This window comes from Goodfellowiella coeruleoviolacea (assembly GCF_024171785.1).
Taxonomy (GTDB): Bacteria; Actinomycetota; Actinomycetes; order Mycobacteriales; family Pseudonocardiaceae; genus Goodfellowiella; species Goodfellowiella coeruleoviolacea.
The window spans coordinates 150800-170911 of the sequence record NZ_JAMTCK010000018.1 but is presented as its reverse complement, the minus strand read 5'-3'; the positions used below and the strand labels follow the sequence as shown (position 1 = coordinate 170911).

Annotated in this window: 18 protein-coding genes; 12 read left to right on the top strand and 6 right to left on the bottom strand. The window is 71.9% G+C overall.

What is annotated here, in order from left to right:
• Nucleotides 1–225 precede the first annotated feature (225 nt).
• Both LX83_RS32130 and LX83_RS32125 read right to left on the bottom strand, forming a co-directional pair.
• Nucleotides 226–1038: an MgtC/SapB family protein gene (locus tag LX83_RS32130; RefSeq protein ID WP_407649709.1), complete on the bottom strand. Its 813-nt coding sequence runs from the start codon at nt 1036–1038 to the stop codon at nt 226–228.
• A 94-nt stretch (nt 1039–1132) separates the two neighbouring features.
• On the bottom strand, nt 1133–1984 hold the full coding sequence (locus tag LX83_RS32125) for an alpha/beta fold hydrolase (protein WP_253778230.1): 852 nt from the start codon (nt 1982–1984) through the stop codon (nt 1133–1135).
• A gap of 169 nt (nt 1985–2153) precedes the next feature.
• On the opposite strand from LX83_RS32125, the gene LX83_RS32120 reads away from it, so the two are divergent.
• Nucleotides 2154–3197, top strand: coding sequence for a PfkB family carbohydrate kinase (locus LX83_RS32120; protein ID WP_253778331.1), 1044 nt, complete (start codon nt 2154–2156; stop codon nt 3195–3197).
• A 275-nt stretch (nt 3198–3472) separates the two neighbouring features.
• On the opposite strand, the gene LX83_RS32115 is transcribed toward LX83_RS32120, so the two are convergent.
• From LX83_RS32115 to LX83_RS32105, 3 genes are all read right to left on the bottom strand, one after another.
• The gene (locus LX83_RS32115; protein ID WP_253778228.1) at nt 3473–4063 is read right to left on the bottom strand and encodes an SMI1/KNR4 family protein; all 591 of its coding nucleotides are present in this window, start codon (nt 4061–4063) and stop codon (nt 3473–3475) included.
• Between the two features lie 104 nt (nt 4064–4167).
• Nucleotides 4168–5103, bottom strand: a complete 936-nt coding sequence (locus tag LX83_RS32110; RefSeq protein ID WP_253778226.1) for an NADP-dependent oxidoreductase — start codon at nt 5101–5103, stop codon at nt 4168–4170.
• A gap of 227 nt (nt 5104–5330) precedes the next feature.
• On the bottom strand, nt 5331–5834 hold the full coding sequence (locus tag LX83_RS32105) for a MarR family winged helix-turn-helix transcriptional regulator (protein ID WP_253778224.1): 504 nt from the start codon (nt 5832–5834) through the stop codon (nt 5331–5333).
• A gap of 469 nt (nt 5835–6303) precedes the next feature.
• Between LX83_RS32105 and LX83_RS32100 the strand changes: the two genes are divergently transcribed.
• The 5 genes from LX83_RS32100 (at nt 6304) to LX83_RS32080 (ending at nt 12530) form a co-directional block, all read left to right on the top strand.
• Entirely contained in the window at nt 6304–8460 is a 2157-nt protein-coding gene (locus LX83_RS32100; RefSeq protein ID WP_253778221.1) for a transglycosylase domain-containing protein, read from the top strand.
• 736 nt (nt 8461–9196) lie between these two features.
• Nucleotides 9197–10081: a M23 family metallopeptidase gene (locus LX83_RS38815; protein WP_407649713.1), complete on the top strand. Its 885-nt coding sequence runs from the start codon at nt 9197–9199 to the stop codon at nt 10079–10081.
• 226 nt (nt 10082–10307) lie between these two features.
• Nucleotides 10308–11333, top strand: a complete 1026-nt coding sequence (locus LX83_RS32090; RefSeq protein WP_253778219.1) for an LLM class F420-dependent oxidoreductase — start codon at nt 10308–10310, stop codon at nt 11331–11333.
• Between the two features lie 3 nt (nt 11334–11336).
• Complete coding sequence (locus LX83_RS32085; RefSeq protein ID WP_253778218.1) at nt 11337–11963, top strand: TetR/AcrR family transcriptional regulator; 627 nt, start codon at nt 11337–11339, stop codon at nt 11961–11963.
• Nucleotides 11964–12020: 57 nt separating this feature from the next.
• Complete coding sequence (locus LX83_RS32080) at nt 12021–12530, top strand: DinB family protein (protein ID WP_253778216.1); 510 nt, start codon at nt 12021–12023, stop codon at nt 12528–12530.
• Between the two features lie 32 nt (nt 12531–12562).
• Here LX83_RS32080 and LX83_RS32075 read toward each other — a convergent pair whose 3' ends face one another.
• Entirely contained in the window at nt 12563–15535 is a 2973-nt protein-coding gene (locus tag LX83_RS32075) for an AfsR/SARP family transcriptional regulator (RefSeq protein WP_253778214.1), read from the bottom strand.
• Between the two features lie 217 nt (nt 15536–15752).
• Between LX83_RS32075 and LX83_RS32070 the strand changes: the two genes are divergently transcribed.
• The 6 genes from LX83_RS32070 (at nt 15753) to LX83_RS32045 (ending at nt 20109) form a co-directional block, all read left to right on the top strand.
• A complete protein-coding gene (locus tag LX83_RS32070) occupies nt 15753–16172 on the top strand; it encodes a hypothetical protein (protein WP_253778212.1) in 420 nt (139 codons plus the stop codon).
• 107 nt (nt 16173–16279) lie between these two features.
• Nucleotides 16280–16942 carry a hypothetical protein gene (locus tag LX83_RS32065; protein WP_253778210.1) on the top strand — a complete coding sequence of 221 codons (663 nt, stop codon included), beginning with the start codon at nt 16280–16282 and terminating at the stop codon, nt 16940–16942.
• A gap of 65 nt (nt 16943–17007) precedes the next feature.
• Complete coding sequence (locus LX83_RS32060) at nt 17008–18546, top strand: alkaline phosphatase D family protein (protein WP_253778208.1); 1539 nt, start codon at nt 17008–17010, stop codon at nt 18544–18546.
• A gap of 198 nt (nt 18547–18744) precedes the next feature.
• Complete coding sequence (locus LX83_RS32055) at nt 18745–19179, top strand: helix-turn-helix domain-containing protein (RefSeq protein WP_253778206.1); 435 nt, start codon at nt 18745–18747, stop codon at nt 19177–19179.
• 13 nt (nt 19180–19192) lie between these two features.
• Nucleotides 19193–19399, top strand: coding sequence for a hypothetical protein (locus tag LX83_RS32050; protein WP_253778204.1), 207 nt, complete (start codon nt 19193–19195; stop codon nt 19397–19399).
• Nucleotides 19400–19473: 74 nt separating this feature from the next.
• The gene (locus LX83_RS32045; RefSeq protein WP_253778202.1) at nt 19474–20109 is read left to right on the top strand and encodes a TetR family transcriptional regulator; all 636 of its coding nucleotides are present in this window, start codon (nt 19474–19476) and stop codon (nt 20107–20109) included.
• The last annotated feature ends 3 nt before the right edge of the window (nt 20110–20112 follow it).

Genomic DNA, 20112 nt, shown 5'->3' with positions numbered 1-20112 from the left:
GGCCGCCCGGTCGGCAACACCGCGCCGGGCTGCCAGCCAGGAAAGGACTCAACCCAGCCGGGCGCGTCCGGTCAAGGCAAGATCGGAGCTATGACCGCAGTTGGTCAGGAAATACCCGTTCGGAGGCGCCCGGCAGGGGCAAGGAGATCGGATGTCTGGCGGCTCAACCGCGCCCGGCGTCTGGTCGAGCACGCGGTTGGCCGGGGCGGTCCACGCGCGTTGGCGCTACTCGCCGGAGTCGTCCATGTCGCCGGTCACCACGGACAGCACGCCGGGCAGTTCGGACAGCGCCACCAGCAGGTTGTCCACGCCCACCCGGGTCACCCCCACCACGCGCAACCGCAGGTCGACCGCGTGCCGCAGGGTCGACACCGCCCCGGACTGACCGGTGAAGCCCTGTCCGGGGAAGTCCTGCTGCCCGGCGAAGGCCTGGCCGTCGTCCAGCGGCGATCTGCGCTCGGTGCTCGACTCGGCCACGGAGAACCCCTGGCTGGTCACGGTGGACAGCACCTGTCTGAGCACGCCCTGGCCGTCCACGTAGTGCAGCCGCAACAGCACCGAGGTCGACTGGGACCGGGTGAGCAGGCGGATCAGCGGCGGATAGCCGTACACCACCGCGAAGTGCGCGAGCGTCACGAAGAGCGCCAGCAGGGGCAACCCGGCCCCGCAGGCGCAGCCAACCGCCGCGGTCACCCAGACCACGGCCGCGGTGGTCAGGCCGCGCACCACGTCCCGGCGCACGAAGATCAGGCCGCCGCCGATGAAGCCGATCCCGCTGACGATCTGCGCGGCCATCCGGGACGGGTCGAGGTTGACCAGGCCGGCCTGCAGCACGTCGCCGAACCCGTACTTGCTGACCATCAGGAACAGCGCCGAGCCCAGCCCGACCAGTGTGTGTGTTCGTAACCCGGCGTTCTTCTGCCGCAGTTCGCGTTCCAGACCGATCAGCGAGGACAGCACCAGGGCCAGCGTCAGCAGCGCCAGCTGCGTCCACCCCTGACCGGTCGTCTGACCGAAGATCGAGAGACTGCCGTTCACCGCGAATCCTTCCGTTGCTCGCCGTGCCAGCACATGCGGGCCCGTGGCCGGAGGAGCTGGCACGCCGCGTCAGCCCGCTCGGACGAACAGCGGGTCAACCAGAGTGGGCGGCCAGGTGTTCCAGAATCAATCCGGTCAGTGCATCGGCCGCTTCCTCGGGAATCCAGTGGGAGACGTCCTCCAGCATCTCGAAGCGGTAGGAGCCGGTCACCCACTTCTCGTTGCCCAGCGCCGCCGTGGAGCCCACGGCCGAGTCCTCGGTGCTCCACACGTACAGGGTGGGCACCGCCACCGGCCCGACCCGCTCGCCGTACTTCATGGCCCGGTACCAGTTCAGCGCCGCGGTCAGCGCGCCCGGCTCGCTCATCCTGGCCACGTACTCGTCCACATGCGACGGTGGCACCTTCCACTCGAAGACCCGCCGCAGCGCGGTGGCGTTGTCCGCCAACAGCCGCCGCTCGGCCTCGCCGGCCCGCTGGAACACGGTGATGTACCGGGACCGCAGCTCCTGGTCGGGATCTTCCTTGCGGGCCTGGGCGAAACCGGTGGGGTGGGGCACGGACACCGCGGTGAGCGTGCGCACCCGCTCCGGGTGCTCGGCCGCCACGGTCCACGCGACCGCGCTGCCCCAGTCGTGACCGACCAGGTCGAACCGGCGCCAGCCCAGGCTGTCGGCCATGGCCAGCACGTCCGCGACCAGCTCGCTCATCCGGTAGTCCTCGACCCGCTCCGGGCGCACCTGCGGGGAGTAGCCGCGCTGGTCCGGGGCGACCGCCCGGTAGCCGGCCGCCCCCAACGCGGCCACCTGATGCGTCCACTGCATGGATGCCTGCGGAAACCCGTGCAGCAGCAGCACTTGCCGGCCGTCCTCGGGGCCGGCGGCGATGGCGTCGAAGGTGCCAACCGGACACGGGATGCGGGTGTGTTCGAGCGAGTGGTCAGTCACCCGCCCAACTCTAGGCCGGGCAACGCCCGCCGGCTCGTTCGCCGCCGACGGCCAACCCCGTGCCCGGGATCCCGGTCACGGGTCAGCCGATCAGGCACTCGGCTCCCGCCCCGAGCGGTGGCATGGTTAGGGAGTGGCGAGCACGGAACCAGAGATCGCGTGCACCGGCATCGCACGCGGCGACGAGCGGATCTTCGACGTGTTGCTGTCCGGGACGGTGTTCCTGGACATCATCTTCACCGGGCTGCCCCGGCCGCCCGCGGCCGGCACCGAGGTGTGGGCCGAGGGCTTGGGCTCCTGCCCCGGCGGCATCGCCAACCTCGCGGTGGCGTTGAGCCGCCTGCAACTGCGCACCGGGCTGGCGGCCGCGTTCGGTGAGGACGTCTACGGCGACTTCTGCTGGGACGTGCTGTCCGAACAGGAGGGTGTGGACCTGTCCTACTGCCGCCGGTTCTACGGCTGGCACTCGCCGGTGACCGTGTCCATGGCGATCAACAAGGACCGCAGCATGGTCACCCACGGCCACCAGCCGCCGGTGACCGCCGACGAGATGTTCGCGCCGCCGCCCCCGGCCAGGGCGTGCTTCGTGCACCTCGGGGCCGACGAGGAGCGCTGGGTCCGGCAGGCCAAGGACCAGGGCGCGCTGCTGTTCGCCGACATCGGCTGGGACCGCACCGAGGCGTGGGCGCCGGACGTGCTGGAGCGGCTGGCCGGCTACGACGTGTTCCTGCCCAACGCGGTGGAGGCCATGCGCTACACCCGCTGCGACACGCCGGAGGCGGCCGCGGCCGCCCTGGCCGAGCACGTGCCGGTGGTCGTGGTGACCCGGGGTGACGCCGGCGCGGTCGCGGTCGACTCGTCCACCGGCGAGAAGGTCGACATCGGCGGCCTGAACGTGGCACCGCTGGACCCGACCGGCGCCGGCGACGTGTTCGGCGCGGGCTTCGTGCTCGGCACGCTCGCCGGCTGGCCGCTGGAGAACCGGGTCCGGTTCGCCAACCTGTGCGCGGCCCTGTCCGTCCAGCACTTCGGCGGCTCGCTGTCCGCGCCCGGCTGGGGCGACATCGCCGCGTGGTGGCGCACGGTCAGCCGGCGCGACGACAGCGGCCTGGACGGCTACCGCTTCCTCGACGACCTGCTGCCCGACCACTCCGGCGTCATCGTGCGCCGCGCCAGCGCCACCATCGGCCTGCGCGGCAGCGGCATGTCCTGACCCGACGGGACGCTCGGTCCGATACCGTGGGTGATCATGCGATCCGGGAGAGTGGCTATGGCGCCACGGCGGGACGCTCTCGCCACCCGGCGGGAGGCACTCGGCTACTCACCGGCCTGAACCACTCCGCCACCGCTGTCGCGATGCGCTTCGGGCACATGGGCTTCTTCGACTCGATGGACACCAACGAAGCTCTCGGCTGCCGCGATAGGCATGCGTGTCGCCGGCCGGACGGCTGCCGCGCCGGTGTGCGGCCATGCCACTGGCGGAGTGCCTCAGACCCAGTCGAGGGTTCCGTCGTCGCATGCTTCGACGCGGAGACCGTCGATGTCCGTGCCGTGGTGCAGCGCGTGGGCGATCTCGGCGAGCATCGCGGCGATGCTGGGCCACCGCGGCTCGCCGGTGGCGCCTTCGTACTCGTCCCACTCCATGACGCACCCGTGCAGCGAGCCGGGGCGCAGGTCGGCGAACAGCAGGCAGCCGCCGCCGTCGTGCGCGATGGGCAACCACACCGGCAACCAGTCGACGCACGGGGAGCCGGCGGGCTCGGCGGCGAGGGCCGCGGTGTCCGCGGCGTCGGCGCAGGAGGCGACCGCGAGCATCGTCTCGCGGTTGTCCACGACCTCGTCGAGGGTGTATGGCGCGTACCTGGGCGCTATCAACCTCCCGGTGACGAACTCGGTCACGCCACAGCACCGGCGCCACCACTCGACCAGGTCCGCGGGCAGTGGCCGGCCCAGCAGTGCCACCACGTCCGCGATGTCGTGCTCGGTGGCCGGTGGGCCGAGGTGCGCGGCGGAGACGGGCGTGCGGTCACGCAGCCAGGCGGTGATCTGGGCCCAGGAGTCGGCAACGCTGGGGAGCATCCGGGCATTCTGCCGTGATCGCGTGGACGGCCGGGACACGGAGGCGTTCGGCTGTGGCCGGCTCCGCCGGGTTTCGCGGCCCCTCACCGCCGTCACAGGAGACGTCAGTCGTGGGCCGGGAGGACGAGGACCTTGCCGGACAGCGCGCCCGTGGCGGCGCTGGCGTGGACCGCCGGCAACTCGGCCAGCGGCACCCGCTGCGCGACGTCCACCCGCAGCTCGCCGCGGTCGACGAGGGCCACCAGCCGCGCCAGTTGTTCGGCGTCGCTGCGGACGAAGAGGTCGACGCCGCGCACGCCGCGTTCCTCGTCGGTGGGCGCGGGCATCCACACCGTGGTGTTCACGACGACACCGCCCGGGCGGACCAGGGCGGCCAGCGCGGTCAGCCGCGCCGGGTCGACCGGGGCGAGGTTGAGCACGATGTCGACCGGCGCGGTCACCACCTCGGTGGCGGTGTGGTCGATGACCTCGTCCGCGCCCGCGGCCGTGACGCGCTCGCTGCTGCGCGGGCTGGCCGTGGCGATGACGTGGGCACCGGCGTGCTTGGCCAGTTGCACGGCGTAGCCGCCGACCGCTCCGCCCGCGCCGTTGATCAGCACGCGTTGCCCGGCCACCAGTCCACCGTGGTCGAACAGCGCCTGCCACGCGGTGAGGCCCACCAGCGGCACCGCGGCGGTGTCGGCCAGCGGGATGCTCGTGGGCGCCGGTGTGAGGATCTCGGCCGGAGCGAGGACGTACTCGGCTGCCGCGCCGTCTGCTCCCATCGGGAGGAAGCCGATGACCTCGTCACCGACCTGGACGCCGGCCACCCCCTCGCCCAGCGCGTCGACCGTGCCGGCGACGTCGAGGCCGGGGGTGTGCGGCAGCGCCACCGGGATCGGGCCCTGCATGGAGCCGGCGCGGATGCTGGCATCGACGGGATTGAACGACGTCGCGACCACGCGGATCCGGACCTGCCCGGCGCCGGGGACGGGTCGCTGCACGTCCTCGTAGCGCAGGACGTCGGAGTCGCCGTGGTCGTGGAAACGCACTGCCTTCATGGGGGCCTCGCTGTCACCGTGGTATTGCTTCGAATCCGAAGCATTTTGGGATCAGACTAGTGTTGCTTCGAATTTGAAGCAAAGTGACGTCGGTCACCGGGAGCGTCCGCCGGCACGGCGGGGTGGCTGCGGCCGCCTCTGACGCACCGCGCGGCTGTTCCGCGGGCTGAGTGTCACCGCCGGCGGGGTGGTGGCGCGACGGTGCGGCAGGGGAGCGGGCGGAGTTCTCAGGCTTCGCGCTGGCGGCGACGGGGCGCTGCCGAGCGGGGCGGCGTCGAGCGCATGTGGTCCCGCACCGGCGCCAGCAGGCCCGCGAGCGTCATGACGTCCTCGCGCGAGAGTGGCTCGAAGAGCATGCCCCTGACGACCTCGACGTGCCCGGGGAGCACCTTCGCGAGCAGCGCGCGTCCCGCGTCGGTGATGGTGACCGTGGTGACCCGTTCATCCTCCGGAGAGGGGGCCCGCACCACCAGGCCCGCCTTTTCGAGCAGGCCCGCCTGGTAGGTCAGGCCGCTGCGGCTGTAGACGACGCCGTCGGCCAGGTCGGTCATCCGCTGGCTGCCCGTTGGCGAGTCCCCGAGGCGGGCCAGCAGCTGGAACTGCACGTAGCTGAGATCACCGGCCTCGCGCAACTGCTGCTCGACCGCGTACCGAAGCAGGCTGCTCACCTCGATGAGGTCGAAGTAGGCGCCGAGCTGGACGGGGTCGAGCGACCGGGGCGAGTCAGCCATGACGGAGAGTCTACTGCTTCGAATTCAAAGGGCCGTGGTTTCCTGGCGGCTCACCGCCCTTCACGTCACCGCTCTTCACACCGAGGACGCGCAACCCACGAAGCCCGGTGCCTCGGCCGCCCACCATCCCGTGTGGACTCACCGTCGCCGTCCACTCCGGCAGGCCGGGCGGGCGTGCGGACGTCCGCGCCGCGGGCGGGTCGCGACAGCCCCGCCCGGCAAGCCTGTGGCCCGCCTCACGCCCGCGGCGGTGGCATCCCTCACCGTCGCCACAACCACGGCGGGGTAATTTCTCCGTGCCGCCGAACAACCGCTCACATTTTTCTGGTTCGCGAGCAACCTCAGCCGGGTATGCAACGACCTTGTAGATGAGGGTTGATCGACAGCTGGGCGGTACAGCCCACGTCGGTCAGCGGGTGTTCGGCGATGTGTTCTGGAGTGACTGGAAGCTGGAAGGGGTTGCTCATTCGTGGCGACGCGCGCGTCGGGACTGATCAAACTCGTCGGGTTGTGCGGTACGGCGGGTGTGCTGGTCGCCGCCGTTCTCTTCCCGATCGCGGGAGGGCTCGGGTTGGCGTCCAACCGGGCCGCCGACACCGTTGATCAGACATCGGGGGAGTTGGCCGAGGGCCAGCTGCCGCTGATGACCACGATCGAGGACAAGGACGGCAACCCGATCGCCTATCTCTACAAGCAGTACCGGATTCCCGTGAAGTCCGACCAGATCTCGGCCGCGATGAAGAACGCCATCGTCGCGGTCGAGGACGAGAGGTTCTACTCCCACCACGGGGTGGACTGGCAGGGCGTGGCGCGGGCCGCGGCCCAGGCCGGCGTGGAGGGGGAGGTGAGCGGTGGTGGCTCGTCGCTCACCCAGCAGTACGTCAAGAACTACCTGGCGTACGTGATCGGGGACGGCACCGAGGAGGGCTACGCCAAGGCGACCGAGGTGAGCCTGGGTCGCAAGCTGAAAGAGGCCCGCATCGCCCTGCAGCTCGAACAGAAGATGAGCAAGGACGAGATCCTCACCGCCTACCTGAACATCGTGCCCTACGGCAGCCGGACCTACGGGGTCGGTGCCGCTGCCCGCACGTACTTCAACACCACCCCGGACAAGTTGACCGTGCCGCAGGCGGCCCTGCTCGCGGGTCTGGTCAACCGGCCGAGCGCGCTGAGCAAGTCGCCGGAGGACGCGCTGGAGCGGCGCAACACCGTGATCGACCGGATGCTGCGCAACAACATGTTCGGCGACAGCAACTCCGATCAGGCCAAGAAGGCCGCCGAGGAGTACAAGGCGGCCCCGCTGGGCGTGGTCTCGCCGCTGAACGTGCCCGCCAGCGACTGCGTGGGCGCGGGCGACGGCGAGGTGGACGGGTTCTTCTGCTCCTACCTGCAGGAGTACCTGGCCAAGGCCGGTCTGTCCAAGGACGAGTTGAAGCGCGGCGGCTACACGGTCAGGACCACGCTGGACCGCAAGGCCACCGACGCGGCCAAGCGGGCGGCCGAGGAGGAGGTTCCCAAGACCACCAAGGGAATCGCCAACGTGATGTCCATTGTGGAGCCGGGCACGGACAAGCACCGGGTGCGGGCGCTGGTGGCCAACCGGGACTACGGCCCGGACGCCGACGCCGGGCAGACCTCCTACGACCTGCCCAGCGAGGTCACCAACTTCGGTGCCGGCTCGATCTACAAGGTGTTCACCGCGGCGGCGGCGCTGGAGAAGCACGTCACCGGGATCAACCAGATGATTCCGACGCCGTCGTTCTACACCTCGCAGATGTTCAAGGGTGGCGGCCCGAACTGCCAGTCGGCCGGTCGGGGTGAGCGCTTCTACTGCCTGAAGAACGCCTCGGAGGGCGGGCCGGAGGAACGCACCCTGACCAACGCGCTGGCGACCTCGCCCAACACCGGGTTCGTCATCCTGGAGGAGTGGCTCGGCGGGGTGGCTCCGGTGGTGGACATGGCCGTCCGGCTGGGCATGCGGGAGAGCATGCAGGGGGTCAACCGGCAGGGTCAGACCCTGAAGGCGGACGGCTCCAACGGTCCGTCCCAGGGCGACCAGTTCAAGCAGGAGAACGCCGGCTCGTTCACCCTGGGCGTCGGCCCGACCAGCGTGCTGGAGCTGGCCAACGTCTCGGCGACGCTGATGAGCGGCGGCACCTGGTGCCCGCCGTCACCGGTGGAGCAGGTGCTGGACCGCAACGGCAAGCCGGTGCAGCTCAACGAGCAGCCGTGCGAGCAGGTGGTGGACCCGGCGCTGGCGAACACGCTGGTCGTGGGCATGAGCCAGGACGACAAGCCGGGCGGCACCTCGGCGCGGGCGGCCCAGGAGACCGGTTGGGACCCCAACCGGCCGATCATGGGCAAGACCGGCACCACCAACGACCACATGTCGGTGGGCTTCATCGGTGCCACCCCGCAGTACGCGGGCGCGGTGCTGACCTTCTCCGACGGGGTGTCGCCGCAGGTGATCTGCCGGGGCAACCCGCCCCGGCTGTGCGGCAAGAACGGCAGCCCGGGGGTGTACGGCGGTGACGTGGCCGCGCCGACGTGGTTCAAGGCCATGAAGGTGATCCACGAGGGCAAGGAGATCAAGCAGTTGCCCGCGCCGGACCCGCGCTACCAGTAGGCGGGCCCGGGCCGGTCGGGTCCAGCCGTGGTGGACGGGGTGGGATGGCCTTCGGGCTGTCCCACCCCGTTTTTTCACCGGGTTTTTCGATGAAGCCCAGACTCATGAGGGCTTCAGTGATAACCAAATCTTTCCCTTCGGAGGCTGTCTCCGTTTACTCCTGGTAGTGACTACGCGCTGTGTTGTCAAGTGCTCTTGACCTGGGGTTTTGCTGGATCTCCCGGTGGTGTGGGCGGGTTGGACGCGGTCGCCGCGGGGCGCCGCGCGCGGCAGTGGGTTCGGGTGCCACCAGGGCTTTCTGTCCCAGGTGGTGGGAAGCGGGGCGGGGGCGGCTGGCCGGTGCGCGGCTGGCGCGCTGCGTCCGGTGGGGTGCCGGGGGTGTGGGAGGGGGTCCGGGATCGATACGCAGAGTGACGATCAGTGGCCTTCGTCACGTGTCGGCCGGCGATGATCACTGAGGGTTGCCAAAAATCGCTACTCATGGTTACGGTCCCGGCTGCGAAATCACGGTTCGGTCACCGAAAGGACACAGAGTTGATCTCCGTCTGGACAACTCACCCGGTTCCCCGGCCGGGCGTCCGATCGAACTCCCCGACCAGAAAGGCACACCTTGACCCGGCACACGAATCGCCGCGGCCACGGCGTCCCGCCCACCCCGAAGGCGGACCCCGGCCACGGCGCGCACCGCAGCGAGCAGGAGCCGACCTCCGGCAGTGGTAAGCGGCTGGTGACCGCCATGGCGGCGGGTGCGCTGGCCGCCGCCGCGCTCGCGACCAACGGCTTCGGCGTGTTCGCCTCGGCGAGCGCCCCGCTGGCCGCCAACGTCGGCCTCGCCGCCGCCGCACTGGGCACCGACCTCGACGGCGCGGCCCAGACCACGACCACCAGCGCCGCCGCGTCCGGCGCCACCACGACCAGCGCCACCCCGGCGGTCGCCGACCGCGACCAGGCTGGCGTGGTCACCCACGCCAGCCGGCTGCTCAACGGCGAGCGGGTCAAGGCCCAGCTGCACGCCGACACCCTGGCGCTGCACGCGGTCGGCCTCGACCAGCAGGCCAAGCAGCAGCAGGCCGAGGCGGAGGCCGCGCGGGCGGCCGAGGCGCAGCAGGCCGACAGCGGCGCGGCCGAGTCGAGCGAGTCCGACGAGGCCGACGAGGCCGACGAGTCGGCCGCCAGCACCGAGCAGGCCCCGGCGGCGACCTCGGCCACCACGGCCTCGGTCAGCGCGGGCGCCCGGTTCGTCCTGCCCACCCAGGGCGTGTTCACCTCCGGCTTCGGTGGCCGCTGGGGCACCACGCACTACGGGATCGACCTGGCCAACGTCATCGGCACACCGGTGCTGTCGGTGGCCGACGGCACGGTGGTCGAGGCCGGTCCGGCCAGCGGCTTCGGCCTGTGGGTGCGGGTGCAGCACGACGACGGCACCATCACGGTGTACGGGCACGTCAACGAGATCCTGGTGCAGCAGGGCCAGCGGGTCGCCGCCGGCGAGGAGATCGCCACCATGGGCAACCGAGGCAACTCCACCGGCCCGCACCTGCACTTCGAGGTGTGGCTGAACGGTTCGCAGAAGATCGACCCGCTGCCGTGGCTGGCCGCCAGGGGCATCCAGGTCGGCTGACGCGCCCGGTCCGCGGTGCGACCGCACCGGCAGCGCGACCGCATCAGCAGTGCGACCGCGGCCCGATCCCCGTGCGCTGGGATCGGGCCGCCGCTGTTTTCCGGCGGCGGGTGAGGCGTGGTGGTGGCGGGCGCCGCTGGGTACCATCGGCCGAAGGTGCGTACCGACTGGTCGGTACGTGATCGTGCGCACCGCACCGGCTGGACAACCCGCACGGGAGGTCGTGGTGGAACCCACCGGAACTGAACCCGCTCGCCGCGGCGCCCCGGCCAACGCGCGCTGGGGCATCACCCTGCCGCTGGCCGGCGTGCCGCTGCCGGCGCACCGCGACCTGGTGGCGGAGCTGACCGAACTCGGCTACACCGACGTCTGGTCGGCGGAGACCAACGGGACCGACGCGTTCACCCCGCTGGCCCTGGCCGCGGACTGGGCGCCGCGGGTCCGGGTGGGCACGGCCATCGCGCCCGTCTACACCCGGGGCCCCGCCCTGCTGGCGATGAGCGCGGCCAGCCTGGCCGAGGTGGCGCCGGGCCGGTGCGTGCTGGGCGTGGGCACATCCTCCCCGGTGATCGTGGAGCGCTGGAACGCCGCGCGCTTCACCGACCCGCTCGCCCGCACCCGGGACACCGTGCGGTTCCTGCGGGAGGCACTGGCCGGGGAACGGGTGGACGAGCGCTACGAGACCTTCCAGGTGCGCGGGTTCCGGCTGGAGCGGCCACCCGAGCAGCCGCCGCCGATCATGGTGGCCGCGCTGCGGCCGGGCATGCTGCGGCTGGCCGCGCGCGAGGCCGACGGGGCCATCACCAACTGGCTGGCCCCGGGGGACGTGCCCAAGGTCAGGGCGGCCCTGGGCGAGGGAAGCGAACTGGTCGCCCGCGTCTTCGTCTGCCCCACCGAGGACGCCGCCGCCGCGCGTTCCCTGGGCCGGCTGATGATCAGCAGCTACCTGACCGTGCCCGCCTACGCCGCCTTCCACGACTGGCTGGGCCGGGGTGAGCTGCTGCGGCCCATGCACGAGGCGTGGGCGGCCGGTGACCGCAAGGCCGCCAACGCCGCCATCCCGGACGAGGTGGTGGACGAGCTGGTCGTGCACGGCAGTGCCGAGGCGTGCCGGCGCCGGGTGGCCGAGTACGCGGCCAACGGGGTGGACACGCCGGTCATCGGGCTGCTGCCCACCGGTGTCGACCCGCTGGCCGCGGTCCGGGCACTGGCCCCGGGGTCCACGGCGGACTGGCCGGACGCGGGAGTGTGAGGCGTGCCCCAGGACGTCGGGCCAGGACCCGGGGTGCCCGGTGGGCAGCGGACGCCCTCGGCCACCCAGGAGCGGATCCTGGCCGCGGCCGTGAAGCTGTTCGCCGCCAAGGGTTTTGACGCCACCTCCGTGGCCGAGGTGGTGGCCGAGGCCGGGGTCACCAAGGGCGCGCTGTACCACTACTTCACGGCCAAGGAGGAACTGCTCTACCAGATCTACCGGTCGCTGCTGGCCGAGCAGACCGCCCAGCTGGCCCGCATCCTCGACGCCGGCGGCGACCCGGCCGACATGCTGCGCGCGGTGCTGGTGGGCCTGGTGCGCACCACGGCCGAACGGGTGGACGAGACCGCGGTGTTCGTGCGCGAGATGTCCCGGCTGGGCGCGGACCAGATGGCCCAGTACCGCGCCGAGCGCCGCCGCTACCACGAGGCGGTCCGCGCCCTGGTGGAGCGGGCGCAGGACAGCGGCCGGTTCAGCGCGCGCGTCCCGGCCGACACGGTGGTGCTGATCGCCATGGGCGTGGTGAACCAGCTGCCCACCTGGTACCGGCCGGACGGGCCGAAAACCCCGGAGCGGCTGGGCAACGAGATCGCCGACTTCGTGCTCGCCGCGCTGCGGCCGACCAGTTGACCCGACCGCGGCCGGGTGTGGGGGTGGTGGCCACCGGCCGGCACTACGCTGGTGGCGGTGACCACCGAACGCCCCGACGTGCCGCTGATCGCCGACGAGCGCGAGATGCTGCGCGCCCACCTCGACTTCCACCGCGCCACCCTCGCCTGGAAGTGCGACGGCCTGGCCGACGACGAGTTGCGCGCGCGGGCGTCGGCACCGTCGACGCTGTCCCTGCTCGGGTTGGTCCGCCACCTGGCCGAGGTGGAGCGCACCTGGTTCCGCAAGACCGTGAACGGCGAGCGCGACCTGCCCAACGTCTGGTCACACGCGGACGACTACCAGACCGCCTACGACCCGTCCGGCTGCACCCGGGAGGAGGCGGTCGCCGCCTGGCAGGCCGAGGTGGCGCACGCCCGCCGCATCGAGCGGGCCGCCCCGTCGTTGGACCTGGTGGTCCACCAGCCCCGGTGGAACCAGGACGTGTCGCTGCGCTTCGTCATGCTGCACCTGATCCACGAGTACGCCAGGCACAACGGGCACGCCGACCTCATCCGCGAGGCGATCGACGGCACCGTGGGCGCCTGACCGCCCGCCCCCGCGCGGTCGCCGGCGGTCATTCAGACCGAAGTGGACGGTCGAACCCGGTCGGTGACGGTGTCGGCGGTGTCGCCGCCGAGCCGGGCCAGGTGGGCCAGGGTGGCCGCGGCGCGGTCGGTGGCCCGCAGCCCGTGCCACAGCGCCAGCGCGTGGTGCAGGTGGCCCTCGGCCAGGGCGATGCGGCCCTCGTCGCGGTGCAGTTCGCCCAGGGCCTGGGCGGCGCTGGCCTCGCCGTGCCGGTCGCCCAGGCGCCGGAAGATCGCCAGTGACCGCTCCAGCTCGATGGCGCCGCCCTCCCGGTCGCCCAGGGCGGCGTGCAGTCCGCCCAGGGTGTGCAGGGCGTAGGCGGCGCAGTGGCTGTCGCCGAAGCCGTCGAACACGGCCAGCGCGTGCCGCAGGCAGGACATGGCGCGTTCCGGGTCGCCGGTGATCCGGTGCAGCCGGCCCAGCTGGGTGAGCACGTAGCCCTCCCGGTGCTGGTCGCCGACGAGTTGGGACAGGCGCAGGGCCTCGGTGAGCGACTTCCTGGCCTCGGTCAGGTTGCCGGCGTCCAGGTGGCCCCGGCCGATGGCCTGCCAGGCGTAGGCCTGCCCGGCCAGGTCACCCGCGGCCAGGAACATGGCCAGCGCCTGCTGGAAGTGCACGAGCGCGGCGGCGTGGCGGTCCCGGAACTTCTGCACCGCGCCCAGCCCGCAGATGGCGATCGCCTCGCCCCGGGCGTCGCCCACCTCCTGGAACAGCGCGTAGGAGCGGGCGAAGCAGCGCTCGGACTCGTCGTAGGCGTCCCGGTACAGGTGCACCTGGGCCAGTCCGCGCAGCAGCGCGGCCTCGCCGCGCAGGTTGCCGGCGGCGCGCACCGCCTCCAGGGCGATCAGGTGGCTGCGGGTCCAGGCGTCGTAGTGGCTGCCCAGGTCGAAGTAGGGGACGAGGGCGACGGCCAGGCCCCAGGCCAGCTCGTCCATGCCGGTCTCGGCGGCCAGCCGCACCGCGGCCAGCAGGGTGTCGCACTCGGCGTCGAACCAGGCGACCGGCGCGGCCACCAGCCGGGCCAGGGTGGCCGGTGGCAGCGGGTGCCGGGTGGCCCTGGTCGGGATGAGGCTGAAGATGTTCGCCGGCAGCCGGGCACCCACGGCCTCGGCCGTGGCCAGCCACGCGCCGAGCAGCCGGGCCAGCGCGGCCTGGCGCTCGGCCTCGGGATCGGCGTCGGCGGCTTCCTGGGCGTAGCAGCGCACCAGGTCGTGCAGCCGGTAGCGGGGCTGGCCGATCGGGTCGGTGCCGACGAGCCGGACCAGGTTCGCGTCGACCAGGGTGTCCAGTGCGGCGGCGGAGCCCTCCCGGCCGAGCAGGGTGTCCACCACCCAGGCCGGGACGGACTGCGGGCCGAGCAGCCCGAGCAGCCGGAACGCGCGGGCCGGGGCCTCGGGCAGCAGCCGCACGCTCAGGTCGAAGCTGGCCCGCACCTCCAGGTCGCCCACGCGCAGCTCGGTCAGCCGCTGGGACTCGTCGCTGAGCCGTTCCTCCAGCACCCGCAGGGACCAGCCGCGTCGGCCGGCCAGCCGGGCGCCGGCGATGCGGATGGCCAGCGGCAGGTGGCCGCAGGAGCGCAGGATCGCCATGGCCGACTCCGGCTCCTGGTTCACCCGCTCCGGCGTGGCGATCCGGCCGAGCAGCCGCAGCGCGTCCTCGGCGGGCAGCACGTCCAGTTCCACCTGGTGCGCGCCGGGCAGTTCGGTGATGCGTCTTCGGCTGGTGATCAGCACCGCGCAGCAGCTGGCCGGCAGCAGCGGCCGCACCTGGGCGAGGCTGGCGGCGTCGTCGAGCAGCACCAGCATGCGGCGCTCGGCCAGCAGGGACCGGAACAGCGCGGCGCGCTCGTGCACGCTGTCCGGCAGGGCCGCGCCCGAGACGCCGAGCGTGCGCAGCACCTCGGCCAGCAGGTCGGCCGGGTCCTGCGGGTTCTCCGAGGTGCCGGCCAGGTCCAGGTAGAGCTGCCCGTCCGGGAAGTCACCGCGCAGCGCGTGCGCGGTGTGCACGGCCAGGGTCGACTTGCCGACCCCCGGCGGGCCCACCACCACGGCGATCGCCGGCGGGTCGGTGAGCGGGCGGTCGGCGACCGACAGCACCGCGACGAGCGCGCGCACGTCCTCGGCGCGGCCGGTGAAGTCCGGGGTGTCCGCGGGCAGCTGTTGTGGCGGGCCGACTCTGGGTGGGGCGGTGGTGGTCTCCCAGTCCTGCACGTCCGGGGACTCGCCGGCGAGGATGGCCGCGTGGATGCGGCGCAGCTCCACGCTCGGCTCGATGCCCAGTTCGCTGACCAGGCGCCGCCTGACCTCGGTGTAGGCGTCCAGCGCCTCGGCCTGCCGGCCGCTGCGGTGCAGGGCGAGCATGAGCTGGCGCCACAGGCCCTCCTGGAAGGGGTGTTCCACCAGCAGGCCGCGCAGTTCGGTGATGGCGGTGCTGTGCTGGCCCAGGCGCACCCGCAGGGCCAGCAGTTCCTCGGCCACGGTGAGCCGGGTCTCGGCGAGGGTTTCCAGCCGGCCGTCCCACACCCGGCTGCCCGGCAGGTCCTCCAGCGGGCTGCCGCGCCACAGCGCGAGCGCCTGCTGCATCTGGTCGAGCGCCTCGTGCGGTCTGCCGTCGGCCCGGTCCTGCCTGGCCCGCAGCACCAGGTCCTCGAAGGCGAGCATGTCCAGCTCGCCGGGTTCGACGTCGATGGCGTAGCCGGAGCGCTGCGCGCGGATGCGCGCGCCCACCTGGCCGGGCCCGGTGCGCAGCGAGCTGACGTAGGTGCGCAGGTTGGCCGCTGCCGAGCGGGGCGGCTGCTGCGGCCACAGCACCTCGATGAGCAGGTCGGTGGTGACCACCCGGTTGGCGTGCAGCAGCAGGGTGGCCAGCAGCATGCGCGGCTTGGTGCCGCCGATGGCGAGAGGGCGTCCAGCGACTCGAACGTCGAGCGGACCGAGCAGGGAGAACTGGAGTTGTGCACTGGTCATGGTGTGCTCCGGTCCCTAGACAAACCTCGCCACGCCTGTGCCGCTCGGTGTCCCTCAGTTGAGCGGTTGCCTCTTTGTAGCTGATTTGGACGAGTTTTGTAGCGGCCGTCCGGAGGCTATGCGCCGTCCAGATGACCCGAAACGGCCCAACGGTCACGCGGCCCGACGCCGGCGGGGGTGTTGCGCCGGCCAGCCCAGTGGCACGAGAGGAACAGCAGTGACGAGAGCCAGGAACCTGCGCACCGCCGGAGCGGCCCTGCTCCTCGGGGTGGCGGCGGTGGGCGTGAACACCACCGCGGCCAGCGCCTCGGCCAACCCCTACACCCCCGAGCAGGCCTGCGGCAGCGGCTACGCGGTGGTCGCCTCGGCCCCGGTGGGCACCGACGGCACAACCTACCTGCTCTACCACAGCGCGGTCAGCACCTCCTGCGTGGTGACCATGAAGAGCGCCTTGGTGGGCACGGCGAGCGCCGTGTCGGCGTTCGTGGAACCCAAGGGCGGCACCAGGGTCACCGACTCGGGCAGCTTCAGCTACTACGCCGGGCCGGTCCGGGCCAAGGCCGCGAGTGGCTGTGTGTCGTGGGGCGGTTCGGGCCGCGCGGTCGCGGTCGCGGTGAACTACTCGAACTGTCCCTGACCGCCGGGATGCCTGGTCGGTGGGGCGGAACGGCCCGTCCCGCCGGCGTTGTCCCCGCAACGGGAAATGTATCCGCCGTGTACGGCGGGGTCGCAGACTCCCAGCCCATGCTGAGCACACTCTTCGGGCGAACCGCCCGCTGGACGGTCTCCCTGGTGGCGGTGGTGGCCACCGTCCTGGTGGGCACGGCCATCCCGGCCAGTGCGGCGGCCAGCGGCACCGTGAAGACATCGGGCACGGCGCTGTCGGTGCGCCGGGCGCCCAGCCTCAAGGCCACGGTCGTGGGCAGCGTCGCCAACGGCACGCAGATCAGCATCGACTGCCAGCAGACCGGGTCCCTGGTCACCGGCGGCACCTACGAGGACACCTACACCTGGGACTACGTCCCGTCCCTGGGCGGCTACGTCTCCGACGCCTACATCTACACCGGCTCCAACGGCCGGATCGCGCCCGACTGCGGGGTGGGCACCGGCAGCGCCCAGTGCAACCCGGGTGACTGCGCGGCCGAGGCGCGGTTCGTTCCCGGTGACGGGTCGATGGTGGTCTACGACAAGCTGGGCGACGGCCACTCCGCGGTGGTGCAGTACTGGCTGCGCGGCGGGGTGGGGCCGCTGACCGTGTGGAACCCCAACGGCACCGGCACCAGCGTCACCCAGAAGATCGGCGTGGCCGCGGGTGACTGGGTCTTCTACCGGGTCTGCGTCGGCGAGCACGGCACCAGGACCGTGGACACCCGCAGTTGCAGCGCCGGGCTCACCGACTACCGGTAGGCCACCCGCTGGCCGTGCCGGCCACCTGTTTCCTGTCTCTCACCCGTTCTTCCGGAGGTCTTCTCATGGGCAAGGTGAACCGTCGGTTGGTGTTGCTCGGGGGGATGGCGGCGGTGGGTGCCGTCGCTGTTCCGTCGTGGGCGGCGGCGACGGCTGGTGCGGGGGTGGCGGCGATCCGCTATCCGTTCGAGTTGGGGGTGGCCTCGGGTGATCCGTTGCCGGACAGCGTGGTGTTGTGGACGCGGTTGGCGCCGTCCCCGTTGAACGTCGACGGGTTCGGTGGGATGCCGGACGCGACGTTCACGGTGTCCTGGGAGTTGGCGTCGGACGAGAAGTTCTCCAGTGTGGTGCAGAGTGGCCAGGTGGCGACGAACCGGTCGTTGGGCTACAGCGTGCACGTGGAGCCGGTGGGGTTGCAGCCGGGCGCGGAGTACTTCTACCGGTTCAAAGTGGACGGTCACATCTCGCCGGTCGGCCGGACCCGCACGGCGCCGGCCGCCGGGTCCACGCCCAGCCGGCTGACCTTCTGCATGGCTTCCTGCCAGCAGTGGGAGGACGGCTGGTACCACGCGCACCGGGGGATCGCGGCGGACGCGCCGGACCTGGTGCTGTTCCTGGGCGACTACATCTACGAGAAGCCGTCCGGGGAACCCGACGAGTACCGGCCGCGCCGGGTCGTCGTCACCGACGAGCTGACCACGCTGGCGCTGTACCGGCACCGCTACGCCCAGTACCGCACCGACCCGGACCTGCAGGCGGCGCACGCGGTCGCGCCCTGGGTGTCGGTGCTCGACGACCACGAGGTCGACAACAACTGGAACAGCACCGAGCCCGCGACCACCCGCAAGGCAGCGGCGTTCCAGGCGTTCTGGGAGAACACCCCGCTGCGCGCGGCGCAGAAGCCCAGTGGGGCCAGCATGTCGCTGTACCGGCGGATCAACTGGGGCACGCTGGCGCGGTTCCACATGCTCGACACCCGGCAGTACCGCACCGCGCAGCTGAGCACGACCGACTGCGCCCAGCGGACCACCTCCAGCCGCACGCTCACCGGTTCCGCGCAGGAGCAGTGGCTGCTCAAGGCGCTCGAGACGCACCCGGCCACCTGGGACCTGTTGGGCCAGCAGGTGTTCTTCGCCCAGCGCGACACCGACGGCAAGTCCAGCACCTGCGACGACACCAGCATGGACGCCTGGGACGGCTACACCGCGGCCCGGGACCGCATCGCCCAGGGCTGGATCGACCGGGGCGTGCCCAACCCGGTGGTGCTCACCGGTGACGTGCACCAGCACTACGCCGCCGACCTGCGCAGGAACTACTACGACCACAGTGGACCGATCATCGGCTCCGAGCTGATCACCACCGGGATCACCAGCAACAACGGTCGGGCGTCCGTGCCGAGCAGCACCTGGTTCGCCAACAACCCGCACATCAAGTACTGCTCGGTGAAGCGCGGCTACGTGCGCACCACGCTGACCCCGCAGCTGCTGACCGCCGACTTCGTGACCGTCTCCGACGTGGTGGAGCGCGACCCGGCCAAGGTCACCATCGCCACCGACCGCACCTACGTGCTGGAGGCCGGCTCCCGGGGTCTGCAGCTGGCGTGACCGGCGGGCCGCCCGGGGACGCGCGGCCGGCGCCCCGGGCGGCCCACGGCGTGCCCGACAGTCCACGGTGGATTCCGCAAAGGCACCCAACTCTCACGATCTACCGAAACAGCAGGGTAGTTTGGGGAGTGTTCAGGTAATCAGCTGTTGGGTGGTTGGGTAGGCCAGCCCAGGTTCGCGATCCCGGAGAGGAAGGCCATGTCCGGGCAGTTGTACTCGGTGGAGCAGGTGGCGGAGCTGCTGGGGCTGCACGTGCGCACGGTGCGCACCTACGTGCGGGACGGCCGGCTGGCGGCGGTCCGCATCGGCAAGCAGTACCGGATCGCGCGCGCGGACCTGGAGGCGTTCACCGGCCGGCCGGTGGGCACGACCAGCGGGGAGGACGCCCGGCGCACCCGCCACGTCGAGGTGTCCAGCATCGTGCAGATCGACGCGATCAGCCGGGAGAGCATGCAGCGGTTGAGCGCCATGGTGATGAGCATCGGCACGGCGCGCTCACCGGAGGACCAGCCACTGCGGACGCAGATCGTCTACGACGAGGAGCGGGCCAGCCTGAAGATCATCGTCCTCGGCCCGCCCGACACCACCGCGGAGTTCCTGCGGATGATCCACGCGCTGTCGGCCGAGCTGTGATCGCCTGGCCCGCGTGAACACGTCGTCGGCGGCCGGGCAGGTAGACGTCGGGAGGTTCCGACGACAGACCGCATCCGTGCTGTTCCGCCGAACACCCAAGACACCGTCCCCGGGCACGTCCCGACCAGGTCCGAAGTGGACCCGACACCGCGCCCTGGTGGCCGGCGCCGCCGTGCTCGGCTCCCCGCTGACCACCGCCGTGGTGGACCAGGTCGACTGAGCCGAGCCGGTGTGATGCCAGACGCTGGATTTTTCCAGTTGCAGGAAAAATCTACCGGGGGTAGCTTGGTGGCCGTGCAGGAGTCGCGGCGCGAGCGCAAGAAGCGCGAGACCAGGCAGCGGATCGTCGCGGCGGCCGTCCGGCTGTTCGGGGAACAGGGCTACGAGCAGACCACCGTGGCGCAGATCGCCGCGGCCGCGGACGTGGACCCGAAGACGTTCTTCAACTACTTCCCCAGCAAGGACGAGGTGCTGTTCGCCGACGTGGAGCAGGACCTCGCCGTGCTGTTCGAGGCGATCGGGCACCGCAAGCCGGACGAGGGCCCCGGCGAGGTGCTGGTCCGGATGATCCGCCAGTACCAGGACCACCGCCGGCCCCGGGTCCCGGCCAAGGAACTGGCCGAGCTGTCCGAGCTGTACCGGATGGTGCTGTCCACACCGGCGCTGCAGGCCAAGGGCCTGTACCTGCTGCTGAACCTGCAGCAGCGGATCGCCGCCGAGTTGCTGGAGGAGTTCCCCGAGCTGGACCCGATCACCGCGGCGGCCATGACCGGAGCCCTGCTCGGCGCCATCCAGCAGGCCGGCCTGACCAGCGTCCAGCTCGGCCGGTCGCAGGAGGAGCTGTGGCAGGCCGCCCGGCACGCCGTTGACATCGCCCTGCACGGCCTGCGGTCGGTGCGGCCCACCGAGGCCACCGACGACAACCCGTGACCG